24 protein-coding genes are annotated in these 26,951 nt (G+C 38.7%); 5 read left to right on the forward strand and 19 right to left on the reverse strand.

The features are described 5' to 3' along the window. Together IPH66_14600 and IPH66_14605 are read right to left on the reverse strand one after the other, a co-directional pair. On the reverse strand, positions 1-237 hold the full coding sequence (locus tag IPH66_14600; GenBank protein ID MBK7130572.1) for a hypothetical protein: 237 nt from the start codon (positions 235-237) through the stop codon (positions 1-3). Continuing rightward, complete coding sequence (locus IPH66_14605) at positions 234-1,289, reverse strand: endonuclease (GenBank protein ID MBK7130573.1); 1,056 nt, start codon at positions 1,287-1,289, stop codon at positions 234-236. Before IPH66_14605 ends, IPH66_14600 begins: the two co-directional genes overlap by 4 nt. Positions 1,290-1,402: 113 nt before the next feature. Here IPH66_14605 and IPH66_14610 point away from each other — a divergent pair, with 113 nt between their 5' ends. Next, complete coding sequence (locus IPH66_14610) at positions 1,403-2,341, forward strand: hypothetical protein (GenBank protein MBK7130574.1); 939 nt, start codon at positions 1,403-1,405, stop codon at positions 2,339-2,341. A 375-nt stretch (positions 2,342-2,716) separates the two neighbouring features. Here the strand turns inward: IPH66_14610 and IPH66_14615 are convergent, their stop codons facing one another. The 7 genes from IPH66_14615 to IPH66_14645 form a co-directional block, all read right to left on the reverse strand. After that, the gene (locus tag IPH66_14615; protein ID MBK7130575.1) at positions 2,717-3,940 is read right to left on the reverse strand and encodes a bifunctional folylpolyglutamate synthase/dihydrofolate synthase; all 1,224 of its coding nucleotides are present in this window, start codon (positions 3,938-3,940) and stop codon (positions 2,717-2,719) included. Beyond that, positions 3,940-4,686, reverse strand: coding sequence for a hypothetical protein (locus tag IPH66_14620; protein MBK7130576.1), 747 nt, complete (start codon positions 4,684-4,686; stop codon positions 3,940-3,942). Before IPH66_14620 ends, IPH66_14615 begins: the two co-directional genes overlap by 1 nt. Before the next feature lie 28 nt (positions 4,687-4,714). After that, positions 4,715-5,116 (reverse strand): biopolymer transporter ExbD, encoded by a 402-nt coding sequence (locus IPH66_14625; protein ID MBK7130577.1) that lies wholly within the window; start codon positions 5,114-5,116, stop codon positions 4,715-4,717. Between the two features lie 19 nt (positions 5,117-5,135). Further along, positions 5,136-5,843, reverse strand: a complete 708-nt coding sequence (locus IPH66_14630; GenBank protein ID MBK7130578.1) for a MotA/TolQ/ExbB proton channel family protein — start codon at positions 5,841-5,843, stop codon at positions 5,136-5,138. A gap of 49 nt (positions 5,844-5,892) precedes the next feature. Then, on the reverse strand, positions 5,893-7,365 hold the full coding sequence (nhaD, locus tag IPH66_14635; protein MBK7130579.1) for a sodium:proton antiporter NhaD: 1,473 nt from the start codon (positions 7,363-7,365) through the stop codon (positions 5,893-5,895). A gap of 35 nt (positions 7,366-7,400) precedes the next feature. Next, on the reverse strand, positions 7,401-8,633 hold the full coding sequence (locus IPH66_14640) for a Glu/Leu/Phe/Val dehydrogenase (protein ID MBK7130580.1): 1,233 nt from the start codon (positions 8,631-8,633) through the stop codon (positions 7,401-7,403). Between the two features lie 94 nt (positions 8,634-8,727). Continuing rightward, complete coding sequence (locus tag IPH66_14645) at positions 8,728-9,822, reverse strand: anhydro-N-acetylmuramic acid kinase (protein ID MBK7130581.1); 1,095 nt, start codon at positions 9,820-9,822, stop codon at positions 8,728-8,730. 103 nt (positions 9,823-9,925) lie between these two features. Between IPH66_14645 and IPH66_14650 the strand changes: the two genes are divergently transcribed. Next, on the forward strand, positions 9,926-11,068 hold the full coding sequence (locus IPH66_14650; protein MBK7130582.1) for an acyl-CoA dehydrogenase: 1,143 nt from the start codon (positions 9,926-9,928) through the stop codon (positions 11,066-11,068). A 4-nt stretch (positions 11,069-11,072) separates the two neighbouring features. Here the strand turns inward: IPH66_14650 and IPH66_14655 are convergent, their stop codons facing one another. The 7 genes from IPH66_14655 to IPH66_14685 form a co-directional block, all read right to left on the reverse strand. Then, positions 11,073-11,660: a hypothetical protein gene (locus tag IPH66_14655; GenBank protein MBK7130583.1), complete on the reverse strand. Its 588-nt coding sequence runs from the start codon at positions 11,658-11,660 to the stop codon at positions 11,073-11,075. Beyond that, positions 11,650-12,282: a hypothetical protein gene (locus IPH66_14660; GenBank protein MBK7130584.1), complete on the reverse strand. Its 633-nt coding sequence runs from the start codon at positions 12,280-12,282 to the stop codon at positions 11,650-11,652. Before IPH66_14660 ends, IPH66_14655 begins: the two co-directional genes overlap by 11 nt. Before the next feature lie 56 nt (positions 12,283-12,338). Continuing rightward, positions 12,339-12,902 (reverse strand): elongation factor P, encoded by a 564-nt coding sequence (gene efp, locus IPH66_14665; GenBank protein MBK7130585.1) that lies wholly within the window; start codon positions 12,900-12,902, stop codon positions 12,339-12,341. 39 nt (positions 12,903-12,941) lie between these two features. After that, on the reverse strand, positions 12,942-13,718 hold the full coding sequence (gene lpxA, locus IPH66_14670) for an acyl-ACP--UDP-N-acetylglucosamine O-acyltransferase (protein ID MBK7130586.1): 777 nt from the start codon (positions 13,716-13,718) through the stop codon (positions 12,942-12,944). Further along, positions 13,715-15,115, reverse strand: coding sequence for a bifunctional UDP-3-O-[3-hydroxymyristoyl] N-acetylglucosamine deacetylase/3-hydroxyacyl-ACP dehydratase (locus IPH66_14675; GenBank protein ID MBK7130587.1), 1,401 nt, complete (start codon positions 15,113-15,115; stop codon positions 13,715-13,717). Before IPH66_14675 ends, lpxA begins: the two co-directional genes overlap by 4 nt. Before the next feature lie 4 nt (positions 15,116-15,119). Next, positions 15,120-16,160 carry a UDP-3-O-(3-hydroxymyristoyl)glucosamine N-acyltransferase gene (gene lpxD / locus IPH66_14680; GenBank protein MBK7130588.1) on the reverse strand — a complete coding sequence of 347 codons (1,041 nt, stop codon included), beginning with the start codon at positions 16,158-16,160 and terminating at the stop codon, positions 15,120-15,122. A gap of 93 nt (positions 16,161-16,253) precedes the next feature. Continuing rightward, a complete protein-coding gene (locus tag IPH66_14685) occupies positions 16,254-17,402 on the reverse strand; it encodes an HD domain-containing protein (GenBank protein ID MBK7130589.1) in 1,149 nt (382 codons plus the stop codon). A gap of 141 nt (positions 17,403-17,543) precedes the next feature. On the opposite strand from IPH66_14685, the gene IPH66_14690 reads away from it, so the two are divergent. Genes IPH66_14690 through IPH66_14700 form a run of 3 tightly spaced genes read left to right on the forward strand, consistent with a single transcriptional unit; the run spans position 17,544 to position 20,739 of the window. Continuing rightward, on the forward strand, positions 17,544-19,088 hold the full coding sequence (locus IPH66_14690; protein MBK7130590.1) for a PglZ domain-containing protein: 1,545 nt from the start codon (positions 17,544-17,546) through the stop codon (positions 19,086-19,088). Beyond that, entirely contained in the window at positions 19,085-19,522 is a 438-nt protein-coding gene (tsaE, locus tag IPH66_14695; protein ID MBK7130591.1) for a tRNA (adenosine(37)-N6)-threonylcarbamoyltransferase complex ATPase subunit type 1 TsaE, read from the forward strand. The genes IPH66_14690 and tsaE overlap by 4 nt, the downstream gene beginning before the upstream one ends. Beyond that, positions 19,519-20,739, forward strand: coding sequence for an alanine dehydrogenase (locus IPH66_14700; GenBank protein MBK7130592.1), 1,221 nt, complete (start codon positions 19,519-19,521; stop codon positions 20,737-20,739). Before tsaE ends, IPH66_14700 begins: the two co-directional genes overlap by 4 nt. 22 nt (positions 20,740-20,761) lie before the next feature. Here the strand turns inward: IPH66_14700 and IPH66_14705 are convergent, their stop codons facing one another. From IPH66_14705 to IPH66_14715, 3 genes are all read right to left on the reverse strand, one after another. Continuing rightward, entirely contained in the window at positions 20,762-22,714 is a 1,953-nt protein-coding gene (locus IPH66_14705) for a glycosyltransferase (protein MBK7130593.1), read from the reverse strand. A gap of 3 nt (positions 22,715-22,717) precedes the next feature. After that, entirely contained in the window at positions 22,718-24,004 is a 1,287-nt protein-coding gene (locus tag IPH66_14710; protein MBK7130594.1) for an exo-alpha-sialidase, read from the reverse strand. Between the two features lie 149 nt (positions 24,005-24,153). Then, complete coding sequence (locus IPH66_14715) at positions 24,154-26,937, reverse strand: BamA/TamA family outer membrane protein (protein MBK7130595.1); 2,784 nt, start codon at positions 26,935-26,937, stop codon at positions 24,154-24,156. Positions 26,938-26,951: the final 14 nt, after the last annotated feature.

Below are 26,951 nucleotides of genomic sequence, written 5' to 3' on the forward strand. Positions count from 1 at the left end.
CTATTCAACTATAAAAGCCCGTTGAGGTTTTAACGCATCACGCACGGTATAGACATGTTCTTCAGAAACCGTGAGAAAAGACATGGTATGAAAATCTGCTGCTGACGCAGTACCCGTTTCAAAAAACGGAAGTTTATGTTTCTCCATAAATTCAGCAACATGTTCAGCATGGCGCTCAGCGGTTTTTTGAGATTTATCTCCGTAAAAATCCCAAATTACTTTGATCTTTCTGTTCACAGCACAACTAGTTTTTTTGTGTAAACCATGTCAGCGGTATTCAATTGGATAATGAAATATCCTGAAGGAACATCGGTGATATGCCATGTTGCAGTCTCCGTGTTTTCAATGGTATAAGTTTCTACTTTTTGACCGGTAGTGCTCACTAATTCAATGCTGATTAACTCCACTTGCTCGCTAATGGTTACATAAATTTCATGTTCATTGGCAGGAATTGGAAATACAGTAAAAGCATCATCTGTATTTTCTTCAGTATTCAAACCGCCCCAAGTATCTTCGGCAGCAGTACCACCCCAAATGCGTGTTGCGATGTATGGATTATCAATGAACGGATTTCTGTTACCCTGGTATGATTGAATAACATCATTGCGCGTTTCTTCCAGTTGAGATACCGGATCCTCAGCATTCCAGTCTAATAATACGTTAACCATATTGGCATCAACTGAATTGACCGCACCCACTGCGCAAAAATAGGGTCTGCATTGCAAGCTATAACGCAAATACATATACATGATGATTCGTGCGCAATCACCTTTCCATTCGTCACCCGGATACCAATTTGCGCCCACAGTACCGGCATCGCCACTGCCATCAGCGAAAAGTAAACTTCCTCGCATATTATTCATGTCAACATCACTGGCTCGTAAATTATGCGCATCACTGCCAGGACCAGATGTACCAAGATCAGGATTGCCTAATGATTTGGCAAATGTGTGTTCTCGGTTCCATTGTCCGCTGCTACCGCCATAATTGGTTTTTGTTCTTGTGCGATCATTAAAGACACTGCCGTCAGTATCATCATATCCATAAGCTAATAATACTTTTGCGCTGTTGCTTGGATCAAGGTCAGATAGTTGAAGAATTGTCCAAACATCATCATACGTAACCGGACTAGTATGCGTGCTGATAATCAAATTTGCCAAGTCATTTTTCAGAGGTAAACCGCTTTGTGAAAAATTGATGCCGCTATAATACGCCGGAACCTGACCATTTACAGGTGATGTACTTAGATAAACAGCTAATAATACTACTAAATGATGCAGGAATTTCATATAAATACGAAGTTAAGGATTTTTCAACATGCTGCATTATTTGTCAACCGCTATATATTATCTGGAATAACTAAATATATTTGAGCCGTAATCTAAATTTGAAAAGTAATCCTATGAAAAGAAACCTCCTGATCATTTCACCTATTGCATTGAGTGGAATGATGGTTGCTTCCATTGCAACATCATGTGGTGGTGATAACACAAACACCACTGATTCAACTAAAAATGACACAGCTGTAGTTGCTGACACAGCTAGTAAAATGACTCTTGCTCCAGGGATGACTCCTTGGGATTTTCCAACCGTGGGCATGACATCAGAACCTGGAAATCACGTTTTGTGTCCGTCATGGGGCATGTACACCAGCATTTTTGAAGAAGAAGTGCCGGCTGATCAAACACTCATTTTCTACGATGCAGTAATGTCTGCAGCAGGTGAAGTTGAGTCTGATGTAGAGTTCACCTTTGATGGCGTGCAAAAAATGCCAAACTCTATGGTGATCAATATTCCTAAAGGTCAAACTGCGGCCGTTGGTGATATTGTGCTCACTTGGTGGCAAACCGGTTCAGGTATGCAACGTGCTATTGTAACTGATGCATCTGATCCTAAATCACCAAAAGTACGTTACCTTGATTTGTCTTATGATAATCCTGCAACGGATGATGAAAGTGGAAAATCAATTGGTGCAACTGAGTACAAATTAGATCCTGACACATTTGTAAAAATCACAGATGATTGGCAAGAAGGAAATACGATTGCAGTAAAAACTGAGTGGGGCTATGAAGCTGCTACCATCATCAAAGTTTCTGGTGATAAAGTTTTGACTTGTGGTTTTGCAGGCAAAATGAAAGTATATTCTAAAGCTGATTGCAAAGTGGTTCCTCGTGTACCAGATGTAAAACCAGGTGATAAAGTTTGGGCTATAACATCTGTTTCTTTCAATGAAGCAACTGTTGTAAAAGTTGACAAAAAATTGGGCGTTGTTTTTGTAAAAGCTAACGAAACTGAATACCCTGTTTCTTACGGTGAAATCACCAAAGAAGAAATGAAATAATTTTTTTACGATTGATTAGAAAACCGCTCCACTTGGGGCGGTTTTTTTTATTCAATCTGGTTGTAGTAGGGGACAGGTCGCAACTTGCCTACTACAGCATTTTTATAGCAAAAGTGCAAGTGCCTTGAGGGAGGAAGGAATTAGCAGAACCAATTCACCGGAAAAATTTACGCACATTTTTCCTCCCTTGAGGGAGGATTAAGGAGGGTGACAGCATGCCATTCAAAAAAAGATGCTTAGGGTTATTGCAACGCAAAACGGTCACCCGCCTCGGTCCTCCCTCAAGGGAGGATGCTATTAGCAGAGACAATTTACCGGAAAAATTTACGCACAGATTTTCCTCCCTCCAGGGAGGAAGGAATTAGCCAATGCGGGTTAATTTTTTTTCGGTAAAATTTCTTGAACCAGATAGAAACTGCCAAACACTAAGATCAAATCGTTTTCACCGGCGGTTTCATAAGCAGCAGCAACTGCATCTGCCGAACTTGAATAGAAATCTGCATTCAGTTTAAATTCTTTGGCGAGGGAAATAAAATCATCAACAAGGAGTGATCTTTTTGAATCAAATTCAGTGAAATAATAAAGGGCATCTTTAGGAAAAAGTTTGAAGATGTTACGCACGTCTTTATCATTTGCCGCACCATAAATCAAATGCAGTTTATCAAATTTTACTTGCATGATTTCAGCAAATAAAGTTTTTACTCCATCTTCATTATGTGCTGCGTCAACTATTACCGCAGGATTATCCTGTAACTTTTGAAAACGCCCGGTGAAGTTGGTGTTTTTGGTGACATGTTGAAATCCATCCCTGATTTTTTTGGGCATAAAATTCCAACCCTTTGCTCTTAATACTTCAATGGATTTCATCACCGTTGCAATATTTTTTTGCTGAAAATTTCCTTTCAAATCAGAAACGAAACCTGATACCAAACCGGCAAAATAAATTGGCGCATCATTCAAACTTGCCGCGCGTTCAAAAACAGGTTTGGTTTCATGGGTGCATTCTCCAATTACAACCGGAATATTTTTTTTTATGATGCCTGCTTTTTCGTAGGCAATTTGTTCTGTGGAATCTCCTAAAAATTGGGTATGATCCAAACCAATGTTCGTGATAATTGATATTTCCGGTGTAATGATATTGGTAGAATCTAAGCGACCACCTAATCCGGTTTCCATAATGCATATATCACATTTTGCCTGCTTAAATGCAGAAAGTGCCATCACGGTGGTGATTTCAAAAAATGATGGTTTTATTTCTGCCCAGGCTTGTTTGTTTTGCTCAACAAAGACTGTGACAAATTCTTCAGAAATCATTTTTCCGTTTATGCGTATTCGCTCTCTGAAATCATGCAGATGAGGTGATGTAAATAGGCCGGTTTTATAACCGTGTTCCATCATGATGCTTGCCAGCATATTGCAGACAGAACCTTTTCCATTGGTACCTGCTACATGAAAAAACCGGCTCTGAAGAATTTCAGAACCGGTCAGTTCAACTAATTTTTTTATGTTTTCAAGTCCTGGCTTGTATGCTGATTGTCCTTGCAGTTGATAATTTGGCAACTGTGAAAAAAGCCAGGTCAGCGTTTCAGAATAAGTCATCAAACTTTTTTAAATTCAAAAATCTGGTAGCCTACATATTCTTTAACGGCGCCGGGTTTTTTCTCATATTTAATGGTTTTTGCCGCGCGTGTTGCTAATGAAATAAGGTATTCGCTTCCGCTGGTTGATTTTGATTCTTTGTAACGCACTTGCACAACATTTCCATTTTCATCAACCCAAAGGTCTAATGCAATTTTCCCTTCTTCTTGCACATTTCCATTAAAGGTTGGTTTGGTTGTGATTTTGCGGTTGAGGTTGGATACGCCATCTCCTCCGGGTCCATTTCCGTTACCTGCGTTGGTGCCATCACCATCACCAAATCCGGTACCGGTGCCGTTGCCATTATCATCACCGCCATCACCGTTAAAACCTAATGAATGGTCAGGTTGCGGTTGATTATTCACTCCGTTTTCAGTTTGATTTTCACTGCCCGCATTTACTTGTACACTCTGTTCTTGCTGTGTGGTTTCTTCTTCTGCTGAATTTTCTACTTGCTGATCAACCGGACTTGGTCCACCATCTGATCCACCGCCACCCGGTGCTTCTTCAGTAAATAATTCTTCAGGTATCATGATATTCTCCAACTCAATGGGAATAACTTTTTCTGTGAGCGGAGGGTCTGGCTCTTCCATACTCACTAATAGAAAAAACAATGTTGACAGCATAATGAAAATCATGGTGGCATAAAATGCCCTGCGATGATCTTCTTCTTTTAATGCTTTTAGACTTTTCGTGATCACGTTCATATTTCCCCTCCCTCTTTTTTAAATTAGACTAGTTTGCGTATGATAATACGGGTTTCCATCCTTTTTGTTTCGCTAGTGCAATTACTAAAAAGATAGACTCGTAATTAGCCGTTTTGTCTCCTGATATTTTTAAACCATCTTGTCCGCTGTCTGCCATTTTCTGCTCAAGAATTGGAATCATCTCTTCCATCGTATAATTTTCTGGAGCCTCTTCTGTGAAAAAATATTTATTGTCACCGGTAATTCCAACTTCAACAACACCCGTTTTTGATGAAGGATCAGTATAATCATTTGATGGCAAATCAACCGGCAAAGTTTTATTACTCATGGTACTCATGATAATGAAGAAAATCATCATCAGAAATATCAAGTCGGTCATTGAAGCCATTCCGGCTTCAACTTTTACTTTATTTCGTCTTCCCAGATTCATATCTTACGGTTTAATACAACTATTTGCCCGGTTCGTTCAATAAATCAAGGAACTCAATAGAGGCGCCCTCCATGTGGTGAATCACCTTGTCAACTTTTGATACCATGAAATTGTAAGCCATGAAAGCCAAAATACCAATAACCAAACCGGCAATTGTGGTTACCATCGCCTCCATAATACCGCCGGAAATTGATTGTAATTCTACTGTTGATTCAAATTTCATGGCGTGAAAAGTTTTCACCATACCAAGTGTTGTACCAAGGAATCCAATCATTGGGGCTGCACCGGCAACGGTTCCTAAAAAACCAATGCGTTTTTCAAGATCGTAAATTTCTAATTTACCCACGTTTTCAATTGAACTTACGATATCTTTCATGGGTTTTCCAATGCGTGAAATACCTTTTTCAACCATGCGTGCCGCCGGATTATTTGTTTGCTGACAAAGTGCGCGGGCAGCATCAATTTTGCCTTCAACCAAATATTCTTTCACCTTGATCATGAACTTTTTTTCATCTTTCAATGCTTTTTGAATCATGAGAAAACGCTCAACAAAAATGTAGACCATCATGATAGAAAGAATGGCGAGTGGAATCATTGTCCATCCACCGGCTAAAACGAGATCCCATAATGGAATATCACGTGTCAGCTCGTTAACTCCTTCAGCAACCTGTTGGTTGTCTGTTCCGGTTAAATCACCGGTCTGAAGCAATACTGTGAAAAAACTCATAATCTATAGGTTTTAGATAAATTAACGCAATCTATGATCAGTTGTTACACTAAGTCATGAAATAAAATACAGCAGCGCCGGCAAGATATCCTACTAAAGCGTAGCCACTTATTTTTTTCAAATACCAACCAAAACTAATTTTTTCAAGGCCCATCACGGCAACACCTGCAGCTGAACCAATAATTAAAATGGATCCACCTGTACCGGCACAGAATGCTAGGAATTGCCAAAAAGTTCCATTTACTGCAAACTCAGTTCCTTCAACCAATGGATACATTCCTTGGGCAGCAGCAACTAAAGGCACGTTATCAATAATTGCTGAGAGAAGACCAATTGAAACGTTGATGGTATACATATTTCCATCTAACGCTTTGTCAAGGAAATGTGCAGCAGCGGTTAAGTGACCTACTTCTTGTAAGGCAGCAACGGCCATCAAAATTCCCAAGAAGAATAATACACTAGAGGTATCAATTTTTTGTAATACGGCGATGACAGATAAACCTCTTTTATGTTCATCTGATTTGCGTTTATGCATGAGTTCACTCACAACCCAAATAACACCTAAGCTGAACATCATGCCGGTGTAAGGAGGCAAATGCGTCATGGTTTTCCACACCGGAACAAAAAGTAAGCCTGCCAGACCAAGAACAAAGATGATATTGCGTTCTCTGGTACTCACTGATGAACCGTGATGATGTCCATGTTCATCGTGTTTTCCGGGACGTTCAACTTTTCCGCGCAAAAAGAATGAAGCCATCAATAGTGGCACAGCCAAAGAGGCAATAGAAGGTAAAAATACATGAGTAATCAACGCCATTGAATCAGGCAATTGTCCATTATTCCATAACATGGTGGTGGTAACGTCACCAATTGGAGACCAAGCACCGCCGGCATTTGCAGCTATGATAATGAAACCTCCAAAAATCCACTTGGTTTCTTTATCACTGATCAATTTTCGGATAACTGAAATCATGACAATGGAGGTTGTAAGGTTATCTAATGCGGCAGAAAGAAAGAAAGTAACAATGGCGACAATCCATAGAAGAGTAACGCGATTTGTAGATGAGATTTTAGAAGTAATCACTTCAAATGCGCCATGAGCATCCATTAACTCAACGATGGTCATTGCGCCAAGCAAGAACAACAGAATACCTGCCAAATCAAAAAGATGGTGAGATAGTCCATGCTCAACAAAGTGATGCATTTCTGCATTCGTTTCTTCAGCCGGTATCGTAGGCGACATGGTTGGGTCAGCTGATGCTTTTTTATCGTACGTTATGGTTTCTTCATGAATGTAATTTGCCAATGCCGGAGTTCGTTCTGCAATGCTTGGGTCATGTGCCAGCTCATGCAATGACTTGGTTGTATCAACCTTCAAGTGTTCAGCAGGCCATAAAGCATAAAGTCCCCAGCACAACATACCAATCAACAAGGCACTTGCAGCTTTGTTGATATGAATGGAGTGTTCAGTTGCAATCATAATATACCCTAGGATAAATATGATCACCATGATGTATTCAATTCCCATACAATTGATTTTAGGTTTTACTTTTTATTTTAGTTTACAAGTTTGTTCAGTGCAATTTCAAATGCGCTGCGGGCAATATTGGTTTTATTTTTATTCTTTGCGTATGTAGCCACTAAAGCATTTTTAATAGTCGTTGACGTGTCTTCAAAAATTCCTTTATCAGTTAATTTTGGAATATCAGAACTCATCAGATAAGCAAAAACTCTTGCCATTCCACAATTTGAAATGAAATCAGGAATAACTGAAATTTTCTTATCTGTTTCAGCAGCAATAGGGCCAAAAAATATTTCTTTATCAGCAAATGGTACATTGGCGCCAGATGAAATAACTTCAACGCCGGCTTTAATCATTCGTTCAGCTTGGTCTTTGCTGATGAGGCGTGAGGCTGCGCAAGGAATAAATATTTCAGCCGGGACATCCCAAATTTTTGAATTTACTTCATCAAATGAAAGCATGTTTTTTGCATTCAATTCATTTCCGTTTTTTTCCAAAAAAAGTTGTTTGATTTCATCAAATGAGAATCCTTCAGGTTTGATTAATCCACCAACGCGGTCAATGATACCAACCACTTTTGCTCCCATTTGTGCCAGATAATAAGCACCTGCAGAACCAACATTTCCCCAACCTTGAACAATTACACGTTTTCCTTTTATGTCACCGCCCCAAATTGCATAATAATGTTTGATTGATTCAGCAACCCCGTAACCGGTGATCATGTCAGCAACAACATATTTTTTGTTGACGTCAGGAGAGTAGGAAGCGTCTTCAATTACTTTTAACACACCTTGGCGCAATTGACCAATGCGGTTAATTTTTTGTGCTTCTCGTGGTTGAAAATGGCCGTTAAAAACACCTTCTTGCGGATGCCAAACACCACAATCTTCAGTGATTGGAATTACTTCGTGAATTTCATCTACATTCAAATCTCCACCTGTGCCATAATAATGTTTAAGTAAAGGAGTAACGGCAGCATACCATCTTCTGAGCACACCTTCTTTGCGCGGATCTTTAGGGTCAAAATTAATTCCTGATTTTGCGCCACCTATTTGTGGTCCGGCAACGGTGAATTTAACTTCCATGGTTTTTGCAAGAGACTCAACTTCTCTTTTATCTAAACCAATGCGCATGCGTGTTCCGCCACCTGCAGCACCGCCACGGAGTGAATTTATCACAACCCAGCCTTCTGCTTCGGTTTCAGAATCTTTCCATTCAAATACAATTTCGGGACGTTTATTCTCGAATTTTTCGAGCAAGTCAATCATGAATCAGCTATTTTAAAGAACCAAAATTAGAAAATCTTTCTGCTTTGAATTTTCAATATAGATGATCTATTCAAAAAGTTTTAACCAAACTATGTTAATGACTAAAGTGGCGGATGCCGCCCATCGAATCTTCTTTGGCTCCCGTCACTGATTTAAAGGTGTTGATCGAATCATGAAAATTTAAAAATCCAAGGAAGGCAAATATCAAAGCCTCTTTAAAATCAATGATTGCGGTATCAGGTAGTGTAATTTTGCAGGCAGATTTTTTCAAGATGTTTATAAGATGAGTATTATAGGCTCCGCCCCCTGTTACCAAAACCTCTTTTAGTTGGTTTTCATCAAGTACACGGACAATTTGATGTCCTATGTGTTGACATAGGGTGCTCAGCAAATCTTCAATAGGCAAAGGAAATTCTTCAACAACCGGCATAAACTCATGCGTTAGCCATTCATAACCCAATGATTTAGGGGCTTGCTGCTGATAATATGGAATTGTATTCAGTTTTTGAAGCAAAGGGTCATAACATTTACCACCGGCTGCAATGGAGCCTGCATGATCATAAGGCACATTCAAATATTTTTCACACACTATATTTAGTGGTAAATTGCAAGGACTAATATCAAATGCAACGCGCTGTCCCTGATGAATAAGGCTGATATTTGAAAATCCTCCCAAGTTAAGGCAAGCCGGATATTGAGCAAACAGATATTGGTCACCAACCGGAACCAAGGGAGCTCCCTGACCACCAAGCTGAACATCTTTGATTCTGAAATCATTGATAACCCTAATACCCGTTAGTTGATTCATGATTGAGCCGTTACCTATTTGCACGGTGACTCCTTTTGCCGGTTCATGAAATATCGTATGTCCGTGTGATGCAATGAGAGAAACTTTATTTTCCAGATGATGCTGTTGGATAAAGTGCTTCACTTTTTCTGCCAGATAATAACCAAATTGTTGATCTGTTTGTTTTAGCTGTTCTGAATTTTTATGAAATGCTGCGCGCAGAAATTTTTTTTGGTCTTCATCATAGGTATAGGTGTGCGCAATCATGTTTGAAAAATAAAATTGACCGTTTGCGCGGCTGAATTCGGCATAACAGCAATCAAGCCCATCCATTGAAGTGCCTGACATGAGACCAATTACACCCATGGCTTGTATGTCAGTTAAATTTTCGGGTCGTTGCACGCTATAAAAAATTGAGCAATGAAGGTAGCCAGAATTTTGTCAGTACAAATAAATATGTGCTAAATTTGGACACTAGTTTTATTACAAACTCAAACCTGAGAATATGGATTTCAAATTGACAGAAGAACAATTAGCGGTACAAGCCGCAGCCAGAGATTTTGCACAAAATGTGTTGAAACCGGGTGTAATAGAAAGAGATCGCGAAGCAAAAGTTGCCAAAGAAGAATTGAAACAACTTGGTGAACTTGGTTTTCTCGGCATGATGGTGAGTCCTAAATATGGTGGCGGCGGAATGGATGCGGTTTCATATGTATTGGCAATGGAAGAAATTTCAAAAGTTGACGCATCAGTTGCAGTGTGCATGTCTGTATGCAACTCACTTGTAAACTGGGGACTTGAGAAATTTGGAAATGAAGAACAAAAACAAAAATATTTGGTGCCTTTGGCTAAGGGCGAAAAAATTGGTGCATTCTGCTTGAGTGAACCTGAAGCCGGTTCTGACGCTACCTCACAAAGAACAACAGCTATTGATATGGGTGATCACTATCTGGTGAACGGTACAAAAAACTGGATTACCAATGGTGGACAAGCTTCAACCTATTTAGTGATTTGTCAGACAGATCGTGAGAAAGGTCATCATGGAATCAACGTACTCATTATTGAAAAAGGAATGCCAGGGTTTATTGTTGGTGAAAAAGAAGATAAAATGGGTATTCGCGGATCTGATACGCATACATTGATTTTTAATGATGTGAAAGTTCCAAAAGCAAACCGCATTGGTGAAGAAGGATTTGGATTTAAATTCGCTATGCAAACATTAGGCGGTGGCAGAATTGGAATTGCATCACAAGCATTGGGTATAGCTGCGGGAGCATTGGATTTAGCTGTTCAATATTCCAAACAACGCAAAACTTTTGGCAAAGAAATTTCAAAGCATCAGGCTATAGCATTTAAGATTGCAGATATGGCAACTCAGGTAGAGGCCGCACGCTTAATGTGTTTGAACGCTGCTGCCATGAAAGATCAGGGACTAGATTTCAGTACTGCTGCAGCTATGGCAAAATTATACGCATCTGAAATTGCTCAGTCTGTTACTTCAGAAGCAGTGCAAATTCACGGTGGTTACGGTTACGTGCGTGAGTATCATGTTGAACGCATGATGCGCGATGCGAAAATTACGCAGATTTACGAAGGAACTTCTGAGATTCAAAAAATCGTAATTTCTAGAAGTATATTGAAGGACTAATTTTCTAGCCTAGATAGAAAGCAAAACCTGCTCGGTAGTATAGTGGAATGCCCGGAATGAGTTTGGGAACCGGCATGTTTTCGTTGTCAATAAAATCAAACATCAGCATGAGACTATAGTATGCGCGGTCACCGAGCATACCGGCGTATCCTGCGCCAAACATGAATACCGGAACATTAATTCGGTTGCCCGGTGCTGACGTGTAGTTGACCGTATTCAATAGATCAAATTCAGTTTGAAGAATGAGGAAGTCAATTGGCCGGTACCTGAAAAAAATGCCGCCGCCAATGGTGTGTTCTGATTGTGAGCTAACCCCATTAGATAAATAAAGTAACTGATAAATACCTGAAACACCCACTGACATTTTTTTGTAGAAATCATATCCAATCATGGGTGATGCATAAACATAAGTAAGGTTACCGAAACGGGCTGAAATATCTCCGCCAACATAGGTCTTTTGTTTTATGTCAAACCAATTTATTTTGGGTTCTTTTACTTCTTCCTCTTCTGTGTTGGTATCTGTAATATCATACTGCGCATGCATGATCAAAGGAATAAAAAGAAACAATATGAAAGATAAATTATATTTCATGTAGCAATTGATTCAAGGTTTGATTATGTAATTCATGGGCACCGTCAAAGATAATGAGTCCAAATTTCGTGCCTGATTCTGAGAACTTTTCTCTGTCAATACTTATTTCACCTGACTTGTAGTACTTATCCTGATTGCCGACTACAAAATAGTTTTTGGATTTTGAAAGCCTTTCATGCGCTGTTAATTCCATATCAGCAGGGAAAACTGTACCCCACAATATCAATGAATCAAAAAGCGTATCACCCAAAGTGAAAAATCGACTTGCGGTTGCACCACCTTGTGAAAATCCGAGAAGAATTTTTTTTTCAAATGATCTTCTCATCAATACATCAGTCACTACACTATTTAACATTCGGATATAATTTGCAATGTCAGCCTCGCGATTTTCTTTTGTCATCCAAGATGCGCCTACTTTACCGCCGGTACCGGTTAAATAAAATCTATGTGCTGCTTCAGGCACAACAATAAAGTATTCATCAGAATTGAGAAACTCAAATTGTGATAAAAAATATTCACCCAAATGTCCATATCCGTGCAAGCATATCAGCAGTTTTTTTGCTGAATGATTCCCGCTTGTAAAGTACCGTCCGTCGGCTTGATATGAGATTTTATTTTCCATTTCAAAAAAAAACACTCAGCAGAATTCCTGTGAGTGTTTTGATTTAGAAGAATGTTTTATTTTATCCTTTCTGAATAAACTCCGGTGCGAGTATCCACTCGGATTTTGTCTCCTGTATTAATAAATAATGGTACTCGAATTTCGGCACCGGTATCAATGGTTGCAGGCTTTAACGTGTTGGTTGCGGTATCACCTTTAATGCCTGGTTCAGTATATGTTACTTCTGTATCTATATAGTTTGGTAATTCAACAGTAAGCGGAGTTTCCTCTTCGGCATGAAATTGTATGATGCAGGTAATTCCTTCTTTTAAGAACTGAGGGTTTTCAATCATTGTACCTTCAATGAAAACCTGTTCAAAGGTTTCGTTATTCATAAAATGAAATCCTGTTCCTTCAGGATAGAGGTATTGATATTCACGCGTCTCAATACGTACTGTTTCAATTTTGTGACCTGCAGAAAAGGTATGATCTACCACCTTTGCGGTTTCAAGATTGCGCAATTTAGTACGCACAAAAGCGGGACCTTTACCCGGCTTAACGTGTTGAAATTCTACGACTGTCCATAGTTTCCCGTTGTGGTTTATGCACAATCCATTTCTGATGTCTGCTGTAGTTGCCATGCTATTAAATCTATTCTTGTATTCTGATTATTAATTTTTCTAAATCGGTCCTTTTACTATTCCGCGCTCTGAACTTTTAATAAATTCAAGCACTTTTCTTTTCTCGTCACAGTCTTTTATTTCCTTTTCAATGGCTGCAATTCCTGATGGAATAGAGTTATTGAGAATGAATAAATTTCTGTAAATATCTTCAATTAATCTTACTGTTTCATCACTTGCCCCTCTTCGTCTCAAACCAACTGCATTTACTCCGGCAAAGGTAATTGGTTCACGTGCAACTTTAATATAAGGAGGCACATCTTTTCTCACCTGGGTCATACCGGCAATAAATGAATGCTCACCTACGCGAGTGAATTGTTGTAAACCACACATGCCTTCAATGATTGCCCAGTCTTCAATCAGACAATGACCTGCAACGCCTGAATAATTGGCAATAATTACATGATTACCCAAAATACTGTCATGTGCAATATGCACGTAACACATGATCAAACAATTGCTGCCAACTACGGTTTTCATTTTATCTACCGTTCCGCGATGAATGGTCACACATTCTCTCAGCACCGTGTTGTCGCCAATTTCAGTGGTGGTGTACTCGTGATTAAATTTAAGATCTTGAGGAATTGCACTGATGACAGCGCCCGGATAAATTTTACAATTTTTTCCAATGCGTGCGCCGGAATATATCACCACGTTAGATTCAATCACCGTTCCGTCTCCAATTTCAACATCATCATGAATAACTGAAAATGGGCCAACAGAAACGTTGTTTCCTAGTTTTGCTTTTGGATGTATTTGTGCCAGGTTACTTATCATGCTTTATCTTTTACAACCTGAGCTAACATTTCAGCTTCAACAACCACTTTACCGTTGACATATCCTTTACCAAACATGTTCACTAATCCACGGCGAATTGGCGATACTAATACTAATTCAAAAACCACTGTATCTCCGGGGCGAATCATGGCTTTGAATTTCACTTTATCAATTTTCATGAAGTAAGTAGAGTAGAGATGCGGCTCATCAACCTTACTCAAAGCAAAAACCCCGCCACATTGAGCCATGGCTTCAATTTGCAATACTCCGGGAAAAACCGGATTACCGGGAAAATGTCCCATAAACATGGGTTCATTTTTGGTGATGTTTTTCATTCCGACAATCTTATCGTCTGTAATCTCAAGCACTTTGTCAACGAGTAAGAATGGATACCGGTGAGGCAACATTTTTTCTATTTGAATTGAATCATACAAAGGCTCTTTTTCAAGATCAAATTTACGTGGCTTGTCTACAGATTTTTTAGCGTATTCTTTCAGTAGTTTAGCAAACTGAACATTGCCTCCATGCCCGGGACGTGCAGCCAAAATATGACCTCTGAAAGGACGACCAACCAAAGCTAGGTCACCAATGATGTCAAGCAATTTATGTCTTGCAGGTTCGTTTTCAAAATGTAGGCGCGTATTATTCAGGGTTCCTATTGCATTTGCAGAAACAGATAAATTTTCTTTGCCAAGTAATTTTGCCAGACGATCTAACTCTTCTTTACTGATATCAGGACGTTCAACCAAGACAATAGCATTGTCCAAATCACCTCCTTTTATTAATCCATTTGTAGCAAGATATTCCAACTCTTTCAAAAAACAAAAGGTACGACAAGGTGCAATTTCTTTTTCAAAATCATCAATTTTATACATGCTGGCGTGCTGCGTTCCAAGCACCGGTGATTTATAATCTACCATCACAGTAACGCGATATTCTTTATCAGGCACGGCAAGAAACTCAGTTCCTTTTTCAGGATCTTCCCATTTGAGATTTTCGTCAAGTTCAAGATATTCACGATCTGCATCTTGTTCTTTCAAACCTACTTGTTTGATTGCTTTTACAAAAGGCATTGCACTACCATCCATGATAGGAACCTCCGGTGCGTCTAATTGGATAAGTGCATTGTCAACATGCATTGCATAGAGAGCTGACAATAAGTGTTCGGTTGTATACACTTTTGCTCCTTTTTCTTCCAGCGTTGTTCCACGTGCAGTTGACACAACGTTGTCCGGATCAGCTTTGATAATAGGTTTATTTTCCAGGTCAATACGCTGGAATTTGTAACCATGTTTTTCCGGTGCAGGACAAATTGTAATGTTCACCATTTCGCCTGTATGTAAGCCTACGCCGCTCATTTTAATTTCCGCGGCAATTGTTTTTTGCTTTTCAGCCATTGGGTTATTTATTTTCCTTTAACTTTTTTACTTCATTTTCCAGTTCGCGCAGTCTGTCCAAAATTTGAGGCAAACGACGAAAACCCATGTATGCTTTTTTATAGTCCTCAGCATCATACGCCGGAGAACCAAGAATTGTTGTACCCTCTTCACGAATAGTTTTAGGTACGCCTGATTGTGCTCCAATCATCGTTCCGTCAGCCAATGAAATATGGCCCACAATTCCTACCTGACCACCAACCATCATGTTTTTTCCAAGTTTAGCAGAACCGGCAATACCGCCTTGAGCAGCCATTACGGTATTTTCACCAATCACAACATTATGCCCTATCTGCACCAAATTGTCAATTTTAACACCTTTTTTTATGATGGTAGAACCCAATGTAGCCCTGTCAACGCAGGTGTTGGCGCCAATGTCTACGTGGTCTTCCAATATAACATTGCCAATCTGTGGCACTTTTTGGTAATTATTTTCTGAATTGGGAACAAAGCCAAAACCATCTGCGCCAATTACTGCACCTGAATGTATTGTACAATGTGCACCAACAATACAATCACGATAAATGGATACATTGGCAAAAACTTTTGTTGAAGCACCTAGTTTAACCTGATCTCCAATGAATGTGTTGGCATAGATTTGACAACGATCTCCAATCACCGCTCCTTCACTAATGACAACGAATGGACCGATGTACACATCCTGACCTATTTTTGCTGATGCGGCAATGGATGCTTTTTCATCAATACCAGGTTGTTTTGCTGTGGCCTGATCATAGAATTCTAGCAGTTTTGCGAAACAGGCATACGCATCTTCAACTTGAATCATGGTACTTTTGATCTCTTTTTGCGGAACAAAAGATTTATTCACAATCACAATAGAAGCGGTAGTTGAATAAATGAAATCTTCATATTTTGGATTGGCAAGAAAAGTGAGCGTACCGGGTTTTCCCTCTTCTATTTTAGAGAGACCCGCAACTTTTTCATCTGCGTTGCCAACAATGGTGCCGTTAAGTATGCCCGCAATTTGCTGTGCTGAAAATTCCATTCTTCAAAAATAGTAATAATAATATCGTGCTATAGGCAGATTGACGAAGTTTTCAACAAAGGGTTAGCGGATTTAGGCACTTTTTTTTAACAATCAGCTAAATCTGGCATAGCAGAAGCAAGATTTTTCAACCGGTTTTGAAAGGGCGACAATGTTTAGATTATCTGATGCCTGAGCAATATCAATGGTTTCACCTGAACGGGTGAGAATGATAATTTGTTTATCACGTTCATCATACGCACTGTTTACCAAGGTTTCTTTTATGACAAAGTAGTGTACATCCTTTTCTTCAATGCCCATGTGCCGGCAGATATCAGAAACTTGTTGCCGGTAACGGTTGTCATGCACAGCACCTTTTGTAATTTCAGTTTTAAATAATTTTCTTGACAAAATCATTTTGCACAAGGTGGCCAGAATTTTATCATCACAGGTTTGCCACACTTTTACAGAGGTAATCACATCGTTATCATCAATGAGGGCAAAGTTTTCAAGCCAATTACTTCCAGCAATAAAATCTTGTCGGGTAACCTGATGTTGTAGAAAAAGTTTGAGACTTGGACTTGCAAATAAATCTATTCCTTGCCGGTACAATTCTTTCGCTCTGTTCAGTATACTGGTTAGCATGTATTCAGATGCCACCACAGTTTTGTGCATATATACTTGCCAATACATAATGCGTCGGGCACCAATAAAATTTTCAATGCTGTAAATGCCTTTTTCTTCAATTACCAAATTATTATCAACAACATCTAACATAGTAATGATGCGCTCACTGCCAATTACACCTTCTTCAACACCGGTGAAGTAACTGTCACGTTGCAAGTAATCAAGCCTGTCCATATCCAATTGTCCGGATACCAACTGGTGTAAAAATTTTTTAGGATGTTGATTCGTGAATATTTCAATAGCCGTATTCAGTTTACCATGATACTGCCTGTTGAGTTCTTCCATGAACAGCAATGAAACCTCTTCATGATGCACTCCATCAAGCAAAGAGTGCTCAAGGGTGTGTGAGAAGGGGCCATGCCCAATATCATGTAATAGAATAGCAATAATTGCGCCCAGCCTTTCATCTTCTGAAATGTCAACTTGCTTTTTTCTTAACACATCAATGGCTTTCACCATCAAATGCATTGCCCCAATAGCATGATGAAAACGCGTGTGATTTGCTCCGGGATAAACCAGATGAGACAGCCCCAATTGCTTTATGCGGCGCAAACGCTGAAAGTATGGATGCTCCATTAAATCATAAATGAATTCATCAGGAATAGTAATAAAACCATGCACCGGATCGTTGATGATTTTTCTTTTATTATGGGATTGCCTGTTCACGCGCAATTTTTGACTAATTTTAACGGATCAAAGCTAAAGAAAAAACAACAGATGGCAGCAAGAATTTTATGGGCAGATGATGAAATCGATTTGCTAAAACCTCATATCTTATTCCTTGAACAAAAGGGATACCAGATTGACACAGCAAATAATGGTGCTGACGCAGTTGAAATGAGCGCTTCTACGCATTATGATGTGATTTTTCTGGATGAAAATATGCCGGGACTAACTGGACTTGAAACCTTGTCGCGGATTAAAGCCAAGAAACCCGGAGTGCCAGTAATCATGATTACCAAAAGCGAAGAAGAGCATATTATGGAAGAAGCCATTGGTGGTCAAATTTCAGATTATCTGATTAAACCCGTGAATCCAAACCAAATTTTGCTGTCGCTAAAAAAACATTTGGATGGCAAAGAACTCGTTGACCAGAAAACATCTGTTGATTATCAAACTGAGTTCAGACAACTTGGAATGCGCATCAATGATAGGCCATTAGCAGCTGAGTGGATGGAAATTTATCATGACTTAGTAAATTGGGAATTGAAATTGGAGAAATCATCAGATGCCGGAATCAGAGAAATTCTCAACATGCAAAAAAAAGAAGCCAATGCTCAGTTTTGCCGTTTTGTTGATCAGAATTATCGTGATTGGTTGCATGGAGATGAAGATGCTCCGCTTTTATCTCATCAGATACTACAAAAAAAATTATTCCCCCAACTTGGTAAAGAACCTATATTCTTAGTTGTTATTGATAATCTGCGCTATGATCAATGGAAAACTCTGCGTCCATTACTTGAAGAATTTTTTGTTGTTGAAAAAGAAGAACTCTTTTATTCTATTCTGCCCACTGCAACACATTATGCGCGCAACGCATTATTTGCCGGAATGACACCCTTGCAGATAGCTAAAAAATTTCCAAAACTGTGGATGAATGAAAATGATGAAGGTGGAAAAAATATGCATGAAGCTGAATTTCTGGAGGGCAATTTGAAACGCAATAACAAGCAAGTCAAAATGTCTTATCACAAGGTAATAAAACTAGATTTTGCAAAAAAACTGGTTGACAAGTTCAATGAATTATTGCACCATGATCTCAATGTGATTGTCTACAATTTTGTAGATATGCTTTCACATGCACGCACTGAAATGGATGTGATCAAAGAACTTGCAGATGATGAACCTGCGTATCGGTCTCTTACCGCATCGTGGTTTAATCATTCACCATTGAAAGATATTCTGAAAAAAATTGCCGGAAAAAAATTGCGTGTCTTTATTACAACCGATCACGGAACTATCAAAGTGGATAACCCGGTCAAAGTGGTAGGTGATAAAAACACCAATACCAATTTGAGATACAAGGTGGGAAAAAATCTTGACTATAATGCAAAAGAGGTTTTAGTTTCTTCAAACCCTGAAGACATTGAATTGCCAAAAGAGAATGTGAGTTCAAGTTTTATTTTTGCCAAAGAGAATGATTTTTTTGCGTATCCTAACAACTACAATCATTACGTGAACTATTATACAGACACCTTTCAGCACGGAGGCATTTCACTGGAAGAAATGATTATACCATTTATTGAATTACGCTCAAAATGATGATGGATTTAAAGTTTAAATACGAGGTTAAAAATCTTGATCAACTTGAAGATGCCGCGATTAAATTTTTTGAATTTTTACAAGCGCAATCTCACAAAATAGTTGCCTTTCATGGCGCTATGGGGGCGGGTAAAACCACGTTCATTAAAGCCTTGTTGAAAATAATGGAAACAGCAGACTTTGGGTCATCGCCTACGTTTGCTCTGGTGAGTGAATATCATTCAGATGTGCATGGCAGAATTGTTCACTGTGATTTTTACCGATTAAAAACACCGGAAGAGGCTTATGATATTGGTATTGAAGAAATTTTGGATGATACCTGTTGGTGCTTTGTTGAGTGGCCTGAGAAACTGGGTAACCTTCTGCCACATGGTTGCGTACACGCTAAGATAACTGATCAAAACGGACTTAGAATAATTACGGCAAGCGTATGATAACAGATCCTGATGCACTGAAATCACTCATGAAAGAGGCAAGCATGCTTCCGCAAGAAGAGATGTTGGCCATAGGAAGGAAGAAGGGAAAGCTGGTGATTGGTATTCCCAGAGAAACATCTTATCAGGAAAACCGCGTGGCACTTACACCAGAGGCGGTTCAATTTTTGACCAGTAACGGTCATGAAATTCTGATTGAAACTAAAGCCGGTGAAAATGCCCGTTACAGTGATCATGATTATTCTGAATCAGGTGGCTCAATTGCTTATGACAAATCAGAAGTTTTTAAAGCAAACATCATTCTGAAAGTAGCCCCACCTACAGATGAAGAAATAGAATTAATGCCGGGCAATCAAACATTGATTTCTGCTTTGCAACTTACTTTACATCCAAAGAAAACGTTGGTGGCGTTGATGCAGAAAAAAATTACGGCCATAGCTTGGGATTATATTCAGGATGAGCATCAGATTTTTCCTGTGGTGCGCGCCATGGGTGAAATTGCCGGCAATACGTCTGTATTAATTGCGGCTGAATTATTATCAAATTATAAAACCGGAAAAGGATTAATGCTTGGCGGTGTTGCCGGTGTGCAACCAACTGAAGTTGTTATTCTGGGTGCCGGCACAGTTGGTGAGTATGCTTGTCGTGCTGCAATGGGTTTGGGTGCTTCAGTAAAAGTATTTGATAATTCCATTTCTAAATTGCGTCGTCTGCAAAATGATTTGGGGCAACGAATTTTCACTTCAGTACTTCAACCAAAATTATTAGAAAAAGCAATCATGCGCGCTGATGTTGTTATTGGTGCTGTGCGTGCTCCGTTTGGACGCACTCCTTGTATTGTTACTGATAACATGGTGAAAGGTATGAAACCTGGTTCAGTGATTGTTGATGTGAGTATAGATCAGGGTGGATGTTTTGAAACCTCACGCGTAACTAATCACACCAAGCCTACCTATACTGAGCATGACGTAATTCATTACTGCGTTCCAAATTTAGCATCGCGTGTGTCACGAACTGCATCTATTGCGTTGAGCAATATTTTCTCTCCTCTATTACTTGAAATGGGTGAGATGGGAGGCAGTAAAGAAATGATTAAACGTGATCCCGGAATTAGAAACGGGGTTTATATCTATAAAGGAAAACTTACCAGTGAAATTTTAGGTAAAGTATTTGATCTTCCGTTTAAAAATATTGAACTCCTATTGGCCGCAATGTAATTATGGCTTCAATTGAAAAAACTTAGACAGACTGATCAAGTTTTCTCCAATTTTTAATCACAATTTTTAAATCCATTAACATGGAGTGATTTTTGGCGTAGATCAGGTTGATACGTGCAATAGCATCTTCATCATGCACACCTTCTTTGAATTGTTGATTTGCTTTCAGAATGCCTTTTTTAATTTTTGGCAAACGCAGTGAACTGATGTGTTTCACCGGAGCATATCCTACTAATGAAACAGAGCCAAATAGAAGACCAATTGCATTTTTGAACAGTTGTTTTTTATTGTTGTACAACAACATGAAGAGAGGGAAAAGCAAAATCATTTTCAACCCGCTGAAAAAATCAACTAATCTTTTCATACGTTGATTGGCCGGCTTATTTATGCGGTTGAGATCCATTACATATAAATCACCTTTAGTATCAATTGAATTGCTTCCTATTAAAAATGAAGTTTCAGGTTGCGCAATTTTGAAATCAGCGCCTGATCCTTCAAGATTTAGCATGGATGAAATTATTTGTTGAGAAGATATATTTTTTGCGCAAAAAATGACTTCATCAATTTTGTGAATTTCTACAACTTGCTCAAGCTGACTAATGCTGCCTGAAAATTTTTTATCACCTTTTTCTTCATCGGCTGAAACATATTCAACGGATAAAATTTTTGAATTGGTTTGTAATAATAACTGATGCACTCGTTCGGTTTCATCCGTGTCACCAACAATAACAAAGCGCTTGTTGCGCACACCGCCAATGCGCCAATCAGGTAAAACAAAATGTAAGAAGATACGTGACAGCAAGTAATAAAGTCCAACCATGATGCCGCCGGCAAGTATAATCAAACGTGAAAATTGAATATCTTTTGGCAACAAGGCATAACCTATAAGAATAATACCTGTACCGGCTAATGCTCCAAAAACTGATGGAAGAAGCCTAATGGGTTTGTCATACGCACCGCTGAATAAGGCAGACAAAAACCATACACCTGCGTATACAGGTAAGGCAATTTTGAGAATATTTTCAGGTACTAAAATTTCTGTGTAGTGATGATGTACAGAAGCAATTCCGAATAGTGCAATCAGTATCACTGCATAGTCCAACAAGGGAATGATAGATTTTTTAATCAACCGATTCATAACAGCAAGACCTGCTCTGAAATATATTGCCAAGTTGATTAAGAAAGAAAAAAGACTGGCATTTTTAGATGAAAAGTGTTTGCGCGCAAAAATGATCATGGCATTGTAAAACACGAAAACATAATTCACACTGGTTTTTTTTGTGCTTTCTCCTTTGTAATGGATGATGCGTGTGCCGGGGTAATAATAATTTTTGTATCCTCCAAGCACAATGCGGTAACTCAAATCTATATCCTCACCATACATAAAAAATGCTTCATCAAGCAAGCCAACTTTATCAAGCACCGTTTTGCGCATGAGCATAAAAGCGCCTGAAAGAATTTCTATTTCATGCGTTTCATCAGGGCTGAGGTATGATAAATGATAACGCCCGAATTTGCGTGATTTTGGAAACAACCTGGACAAACCAAAAATTTTGTAAAAAGCGTCTCGAGGTGTTGGAAGTCCGCGTTTTGATTCAGGCAAAAAATTACCTCTTCCATCAATCATTCTAACGCCCAAACCACCTGCATCAGGATGCTCATCCATGAAGCGCACTATTTTTTCAAAGGTGTCTTCTTCAACAATGGTATCAGGGTTAAGTAGCAAATGATATTCGCCCTTGGCAATTTTTAATGCCTGATTATTTGCTTTTGAGAAACCTGCGTTCTCTTTATTTTCTATGAGTATAACTTGCGGAAAACGGGTTTTAACCACTTCAACAGAACCGTCAATAGAATTGTTGTCAACTACAAATACTTCACCACTCACATGTGCCAGTGATTTGAATACTGAATTGAGACATTGCTCAAGAAAGAACTCAACATTATAGTTTACTATGACAACAGATAATTTCAACGTTTATTTGACTAATTTCTGGTGATCAATGAGGGCGGTAAAAAGGCTAATACTTGTTCCGTCTAATCTTGTCCAAATAGGACGTATAACGCCATTATGTACTGAAATATTGGTGTAATCACCAAAAAAAATCTTTGAGTTAGGTTTAAAAGATGAGTTGCTGATGCGTGTATTGTGGAATGATTCACCACCATCTTCACTCCATGCCAAATATACATCAGTGAGTATGCCGTCTTGCGCACGACGATCATAAAAAACAAAATATAGAAATCCATTTGTTTGGTCAATGGTCATCCAGGTGAGGAACTGATGTTTTTCACCGGAATCATTATTTACTTTTTTTACCTCTGACCAAGTTTTTCCTGCATCAGTAGATTTTATTAACCAGATATCCGTGTTGTTTTCTCCATTTCGTTGATCTGCCCAATTGATATAGATGGTACCTCGGTGCTCAGAATTGCTAAGATCACAATTAGTAACAGGCAAACCATTGCAGCGATAAATTCCCGGAATGTCAATCACCCATCCAACAGGTTGTGTTGTGACAAATTGTTCTTTTGACAACCAAGTTTCTCCGTTGTCAGTTGAAAAATTAAACCAGATAGAATCATTGCGTGACCATGCTACATAAATTTCTCCATTCGCTCCAACGGCAGGTACTGCACCTTCAGCTGTTTTATCATTGTCAAGGCAATCTCCGGGAATAAAAGAAATTTGTTTTGGAGTACTCCAGGTAAGTCCTCCATCATTAGTTTTTGAAAACAAGATGTAGGAAAAATCTTTTGGATCACTTGAATCATACGCATCAAATTGTGTCCACGTCAAATAAATTTCATTTGTTTTTGGATTCAAAGCTGCCCATTCTTTATCATGAAATTTTCCGTTAGCCAGGGTGTGTCCTTGGTATTTGAATTTGCCTTCAAGCACGTTTGATCTTTGGCAAACCATTCCACCAACTAATGTTTGTCCTTTAATTTCTGAGAGATGAAAATAATAAAATCTGCCGAGGGTATCAATCAGCATGCAGGGGTCACCGTAAACGCCGTATTTTGATTTGATAGATTTTGAAGTCCAAGTTGCACCGGCATCTGATGAATAATAGTAATCGTTTAAAACTGATCCGGCAATTACTTCATTGGTATTACGCGGATTGATGCAAATGGATGGTTCAACTTGTGAATAATAGTATTTAGACTTTTCAGCACGAGGCAATTTAACATTTTTAAAGTCTGATTGCGCCTGTATCTGAACAGAATAAATGATGAGTGATATCCAAAAATAATATTTCATGGTTTAATAATTTTTATGCTTTTGCGCCTTGTTCTTTTTGATGTTCACAACAAGGTAAGAAGCAAAATTTATTTTTTCTGTAGTTTCAAAAACAGTTGTCTTGTAAGGTGGTGTATGAGATGAGGAGCAGCACATGAAAAAAAGTAATGTCAGAAAGGATAACCGATTCCAATATTAAACCTGAGCGCATGCGGTGCAAAGTAAGGATAATAAGATTCGTCACCGGCTTTAACTAAGTTTGGTTTATCAGGATCACTTCCATCCGTATCTCCTCCGTCAATTTTGCCATTTCCGTTGAAGTCCCAATTACTAAAGTAGGTGTCATACGGTGTTCCAAACCATTTTTCACCTGCGGGCAAGTAAGGATTGTGTAGGGCAAATGCAATATCTAAGCGTACAATAAGAAAATCAAAATCAGCGCGAATACCAATGCCGGGTCCAATAGCAACTTGTTTCCAAAAAGTGTTGAATTTAAAAATTCCCAAATCATCATCCATGGTGGTAGTGTCATCTTTAATTTTCCAGATATTTCCCATGTCAACAAACAGCGCGCCTTCTAACATATCAGTGATATAGAAACGATATTCAAGATTAATTTGCAATCTCATATCACCAATTTGCGTGGTGGTTCGGGTGGTATCTTCATAGGTGCGTATGCTTCCGGGTGCCATTGAGCGGGCCGGAAATGCGCGAATATCATTTGAACCTCCTGAATAAAAACTTTGCTCATAGGGCAGTGAGGGAGAATTACCATAAGCAAAACCAACACCTGCCAAAAATCGTGCTGCCAGTTTATGTTTTTTATTGATTTTCCACAATAATAAATATTGGTTGTCAATTCTAATAAACTGCGTGAATGGCACACCAAAAATTTGTTTTAATCCATCATCACTCAAACTATTTGAACCAATATTTGATGCACCCAATAATCCGCCTGACTGAATAGCATTAAACGTGTTTATGCGAATGAATTTATTATCTTGATTGGGTTTTTGACTATCTTTTTTATATGATATACCATTGTAAAGAGTAAAGTGATCAGCATACGAATTCAACAGAAAAGGGTCATTCAACTCAGCAAGTTTCAGTTTGAATTCATCTGTTTTTTCAAGACGCACAAAATCAAAATTAATCCAGCGAATAGCATATTCATCTTTCTTTCCTTCATCACCACTCACTTTGAAATTCCACTCATAAGAAAAGTGCGCCAAACGCCGCTTGAACTCAGTTCTTTTTTCAAAATTTACTGTCAAATCAAATTTGGTAGTTGGAAAAGCGCGTTTGGATGAGTTTTGGTAAAACTTTTTTGTCATAGGCACCAATTTTGGGAATGACAACTGAATGCTTGGACCCCACTGGAAGGTGTTTAGCGAAAAAGATTTTTCTTCAACTCCATCACGAGAGACAATGAGAGGTTGTGCTTCAAAACCACCAATAAATGACACCTTGAGTTTTTGTGCACCGCGGAACAAGTTTTTATGATTGTAACTCACTTGTCCCATAATACCTACAATGCTGTTTGAGTTTACCACTTTGGGTTCAAGCACAAAAGTTTGTCGTTTAGCTGGAGTGAGGTGATACGTAACATTGACACCTCTGCCAAGCGGATCTTTTGGATCAACCTCAACAATTGGAGTGATAGTACTAAAGACATCTAGTTGCAACAATGCCCGGTATGATCGTTCCAAATACTCTTCCTTTGCAAAATGGGGAATGTAAAGGAAGTTGTTTTTGTCTATCAAATCAGGTTCTAGAAAGGGCACGTCATTATAAATGAATACGCCTTTATTAATTATTTTTGGATCACCTTTTCTAAAATGAATTGTGTCAATGTTGACAAATGTGTCAAGCAGCACGTATTGATTATCTATTACGTAATTAAGATTGTATTGATCACAACGTTTTTTAAAGAAATCAAAACCATATTTAAAAGATAAGGTATCAGGATTGTGCAGATAAAAAGTAACATTTCGCACGGTATATGCACCATATTCAATTGGTACCAATGAATCAGGGTAATAAGGGTGTTCAACAAGTTTAGGCGCAATATGCATCACCACTCTTGCGCTATGCCCTCCACCCAAGGTATCAACTTCGTATGTGATATAACTTTTATTAAATCCAAAAAATGCACCTTGATCACGGCCGTAGCGCGAAAAATTATCACGTTCCAAATCAAGCACATCTTCATCTATCAATGCACCAATTTCAATTACTGATTTGTCTGCTTCGCAAAATTTTCTGTATTCACCAATCACATTTCCATCAGCCATTGGATCTATGTAAAAAGTATCAATGCGATATGGTTCACCCAGGTAAACGGTGTATTCAACAAAGGCTTTGCGTTTTTTCTCTTTGAAGGTCACGGTATCAGTAACGGTAGCATCAAAATAACCACGCTTGTGAACGTAGATTTCTAATTGTTTAGTAGATTTTGAAACTAGGGCTGAATCATACATAACAGGGTTTTGTCCCATGTGCACCAGCACCCAGTCTCTCCAACCATTTTTTTGTTCCTTTAATTCAATTTCTTTTTGTCGGTAATATTCTTTTCCTTTTTTACGCGCTTTTGCAATTCTTCGGTCGTTAATTTTTTTCTCTTTCTCTATGCGGTGATCATTTTTTTTCTGGGTCTTATGTTTTTTGTTAGCAAGTTGCTCTGTATATTTCGCCGTGTCAATTCGGTTATAGATAAAGAGTTTAAATTTTTTATTGGGAACCGGTTTTACCAAATCATACATTTCAGATGCATATATTCCCTCTTGCTCATCAGACTTCACGGTATCACCATCAGGAGAAATGGTCACAAAGTTGATTTCATTTTTTTTATGCAGGTAGTCACCTTCGCCAACATATTTTGCCTGTCTGCACCCAATGATGAACAGGGTACCGATTATAAAGGGCAGATATTTTAGTTTTTGTTGAAGCATCATTTCTGTATCTTTAC

Source organism: Crocinitomicaceae bacterium, assembly GCA_016708105.1.
Lineage (GTDB): Bacteria > Bacteroidota > Bacteroidia > Flavobacteriales_D > Crocinitomicaceae > JADJGJ01.

Bases quoted from the DNA above. Each gene is read 5' to 3' on its own strand.
- IPH66_14605 (MBK7130573.1), bottom strand. From the start codon at position 1,289: ATGAAATTCCTGCATCATTTAGTAGTATTATTAGCTGTTTATCTAAGT.
- IPH66_14610 (MBK7130574.1), top strand. From the start codon at position 1,403: ATGAAAAGAAACCTCCTGATCATTTCACCTATTGCATTGAGTGGAATG.
- IPH66_14615 (MBK7130575.1), bottom strand. From the start codon at position 3,940: ATGACTTATTCTGAAACGCTGACCTGGCTTTTTTCACAGTTGCCAAAT.
- IPH66_14620 (MBK7130576.1), bottom strand. From the start codon at position 4,686: ATGAACGTGATCACGAAAAGTCTAAAAGCATTAAAAGAAGAAGATCAT.
- IPH66_14625 (MBK7130577.1), bottom strand. From the start codon at position 5,116: ATGAATCTGGGAAGACGAAATAAAGTAAAAGTTGAAGCCGGAATGGCT.
- IPH66_14630 (MBK7130578.1), bottom strand. From the start codon at position 5,843: ATGAGTTTTTTCACAGTATTGCTTCAGACCGGTGATTTAACCGGAACA.
- IPH66_14640 (MBK7130580.1), bottom strand. From the start codon at position 8,633: ATGATTGACTTGCTCGAAAAATTCGAGAATAAACGTCCCGAAATTGTA.
- IPH66_14650 (MBK7130582.1), top strand. From the start codon at position 9,926: ATGGATTTCAAATTGACAGAAGAACAATTAGCGGTACAAGCCGCAGCC.
- IPH66_14655 (MBK7130583.1), bottom strand. From the start codon at position 11,660: ATGAAATATAATTTATCTTTCATATTGTTTCTTTTTATTCCTTTGATC.
- IPH66_14660 (MBK7130584.1), bottom strand. From the start codon at position 12,282: ATGGAAAATAAAATCTCATATCAAGCCGACGGACGGTACTTTACAAGC.
- efp (MBK7130585.1), bottom strand. From the start codon at position 12,902: ATGGCAACTACAGCAGACATCAGAAATGGATTGTGCATAAACCACAAC.
- lpxA (MBK7130586.1), bottom strand. From the start codon at position 13,718: ATGATAAGTAACCTGGCACAAATACATCCAAAAGCAAAACTAGGAAAC.
- IPH66_14675 (MBK7130587.1), bottom strand. From the start codon at position 15,115: ATGGCTGAAAAGCAAAAAACAATTGCCGCGGAAATTAAAATGAGCGGC.
- lpxD (MBK7130588.1), bottom strand. From the start codon at position 16,160: ATGGAATTTTCAGCACAGCAAATTGCGGGCATACTTAACGGCACCATT.
- IPH66_14685 (MBK7130589.1), bottom strand. From the start codon at position 17,402: ATGGAGCATCCATACTTTCAGCGTTTGCGCCGCATAAAGCAATTGGGG.
- IPH66_14690 (MBK7130590.1), top strand. From the start codon at position 17,544: ATGGCAGCAAGAATTTTATGGGCAGATGATGAAATCGATTTGCTAAAA.
- tsaE (MBK7130591.1), top strand. From the start codon at position 19,085: ATGATGATGGATTTAAAGTTTAAATACGAGGTTAAAAATCTTGATCAA.
- IPH66_14700 (MBK7130592.1), top strand. From the start codon at position 19,519: ATGATAACAGATCCTGATGCACTGAAATCACTCATGAAAGAGGCAAGC.
- IPH66_14710 (MBK7130594.1), bottom strand. From the start codon at position 24,004: ATGAAATATTATTTTTGGATATCACTCATCATTTATTCTGTTCAGATA.
- IPH66_14715 (MBK7130595.1), bottom strand. From the start codon at position 26,937: ATGATGCTTCAACAAAAACTAAAATATCTGCCCTTTATAATCGGTACC.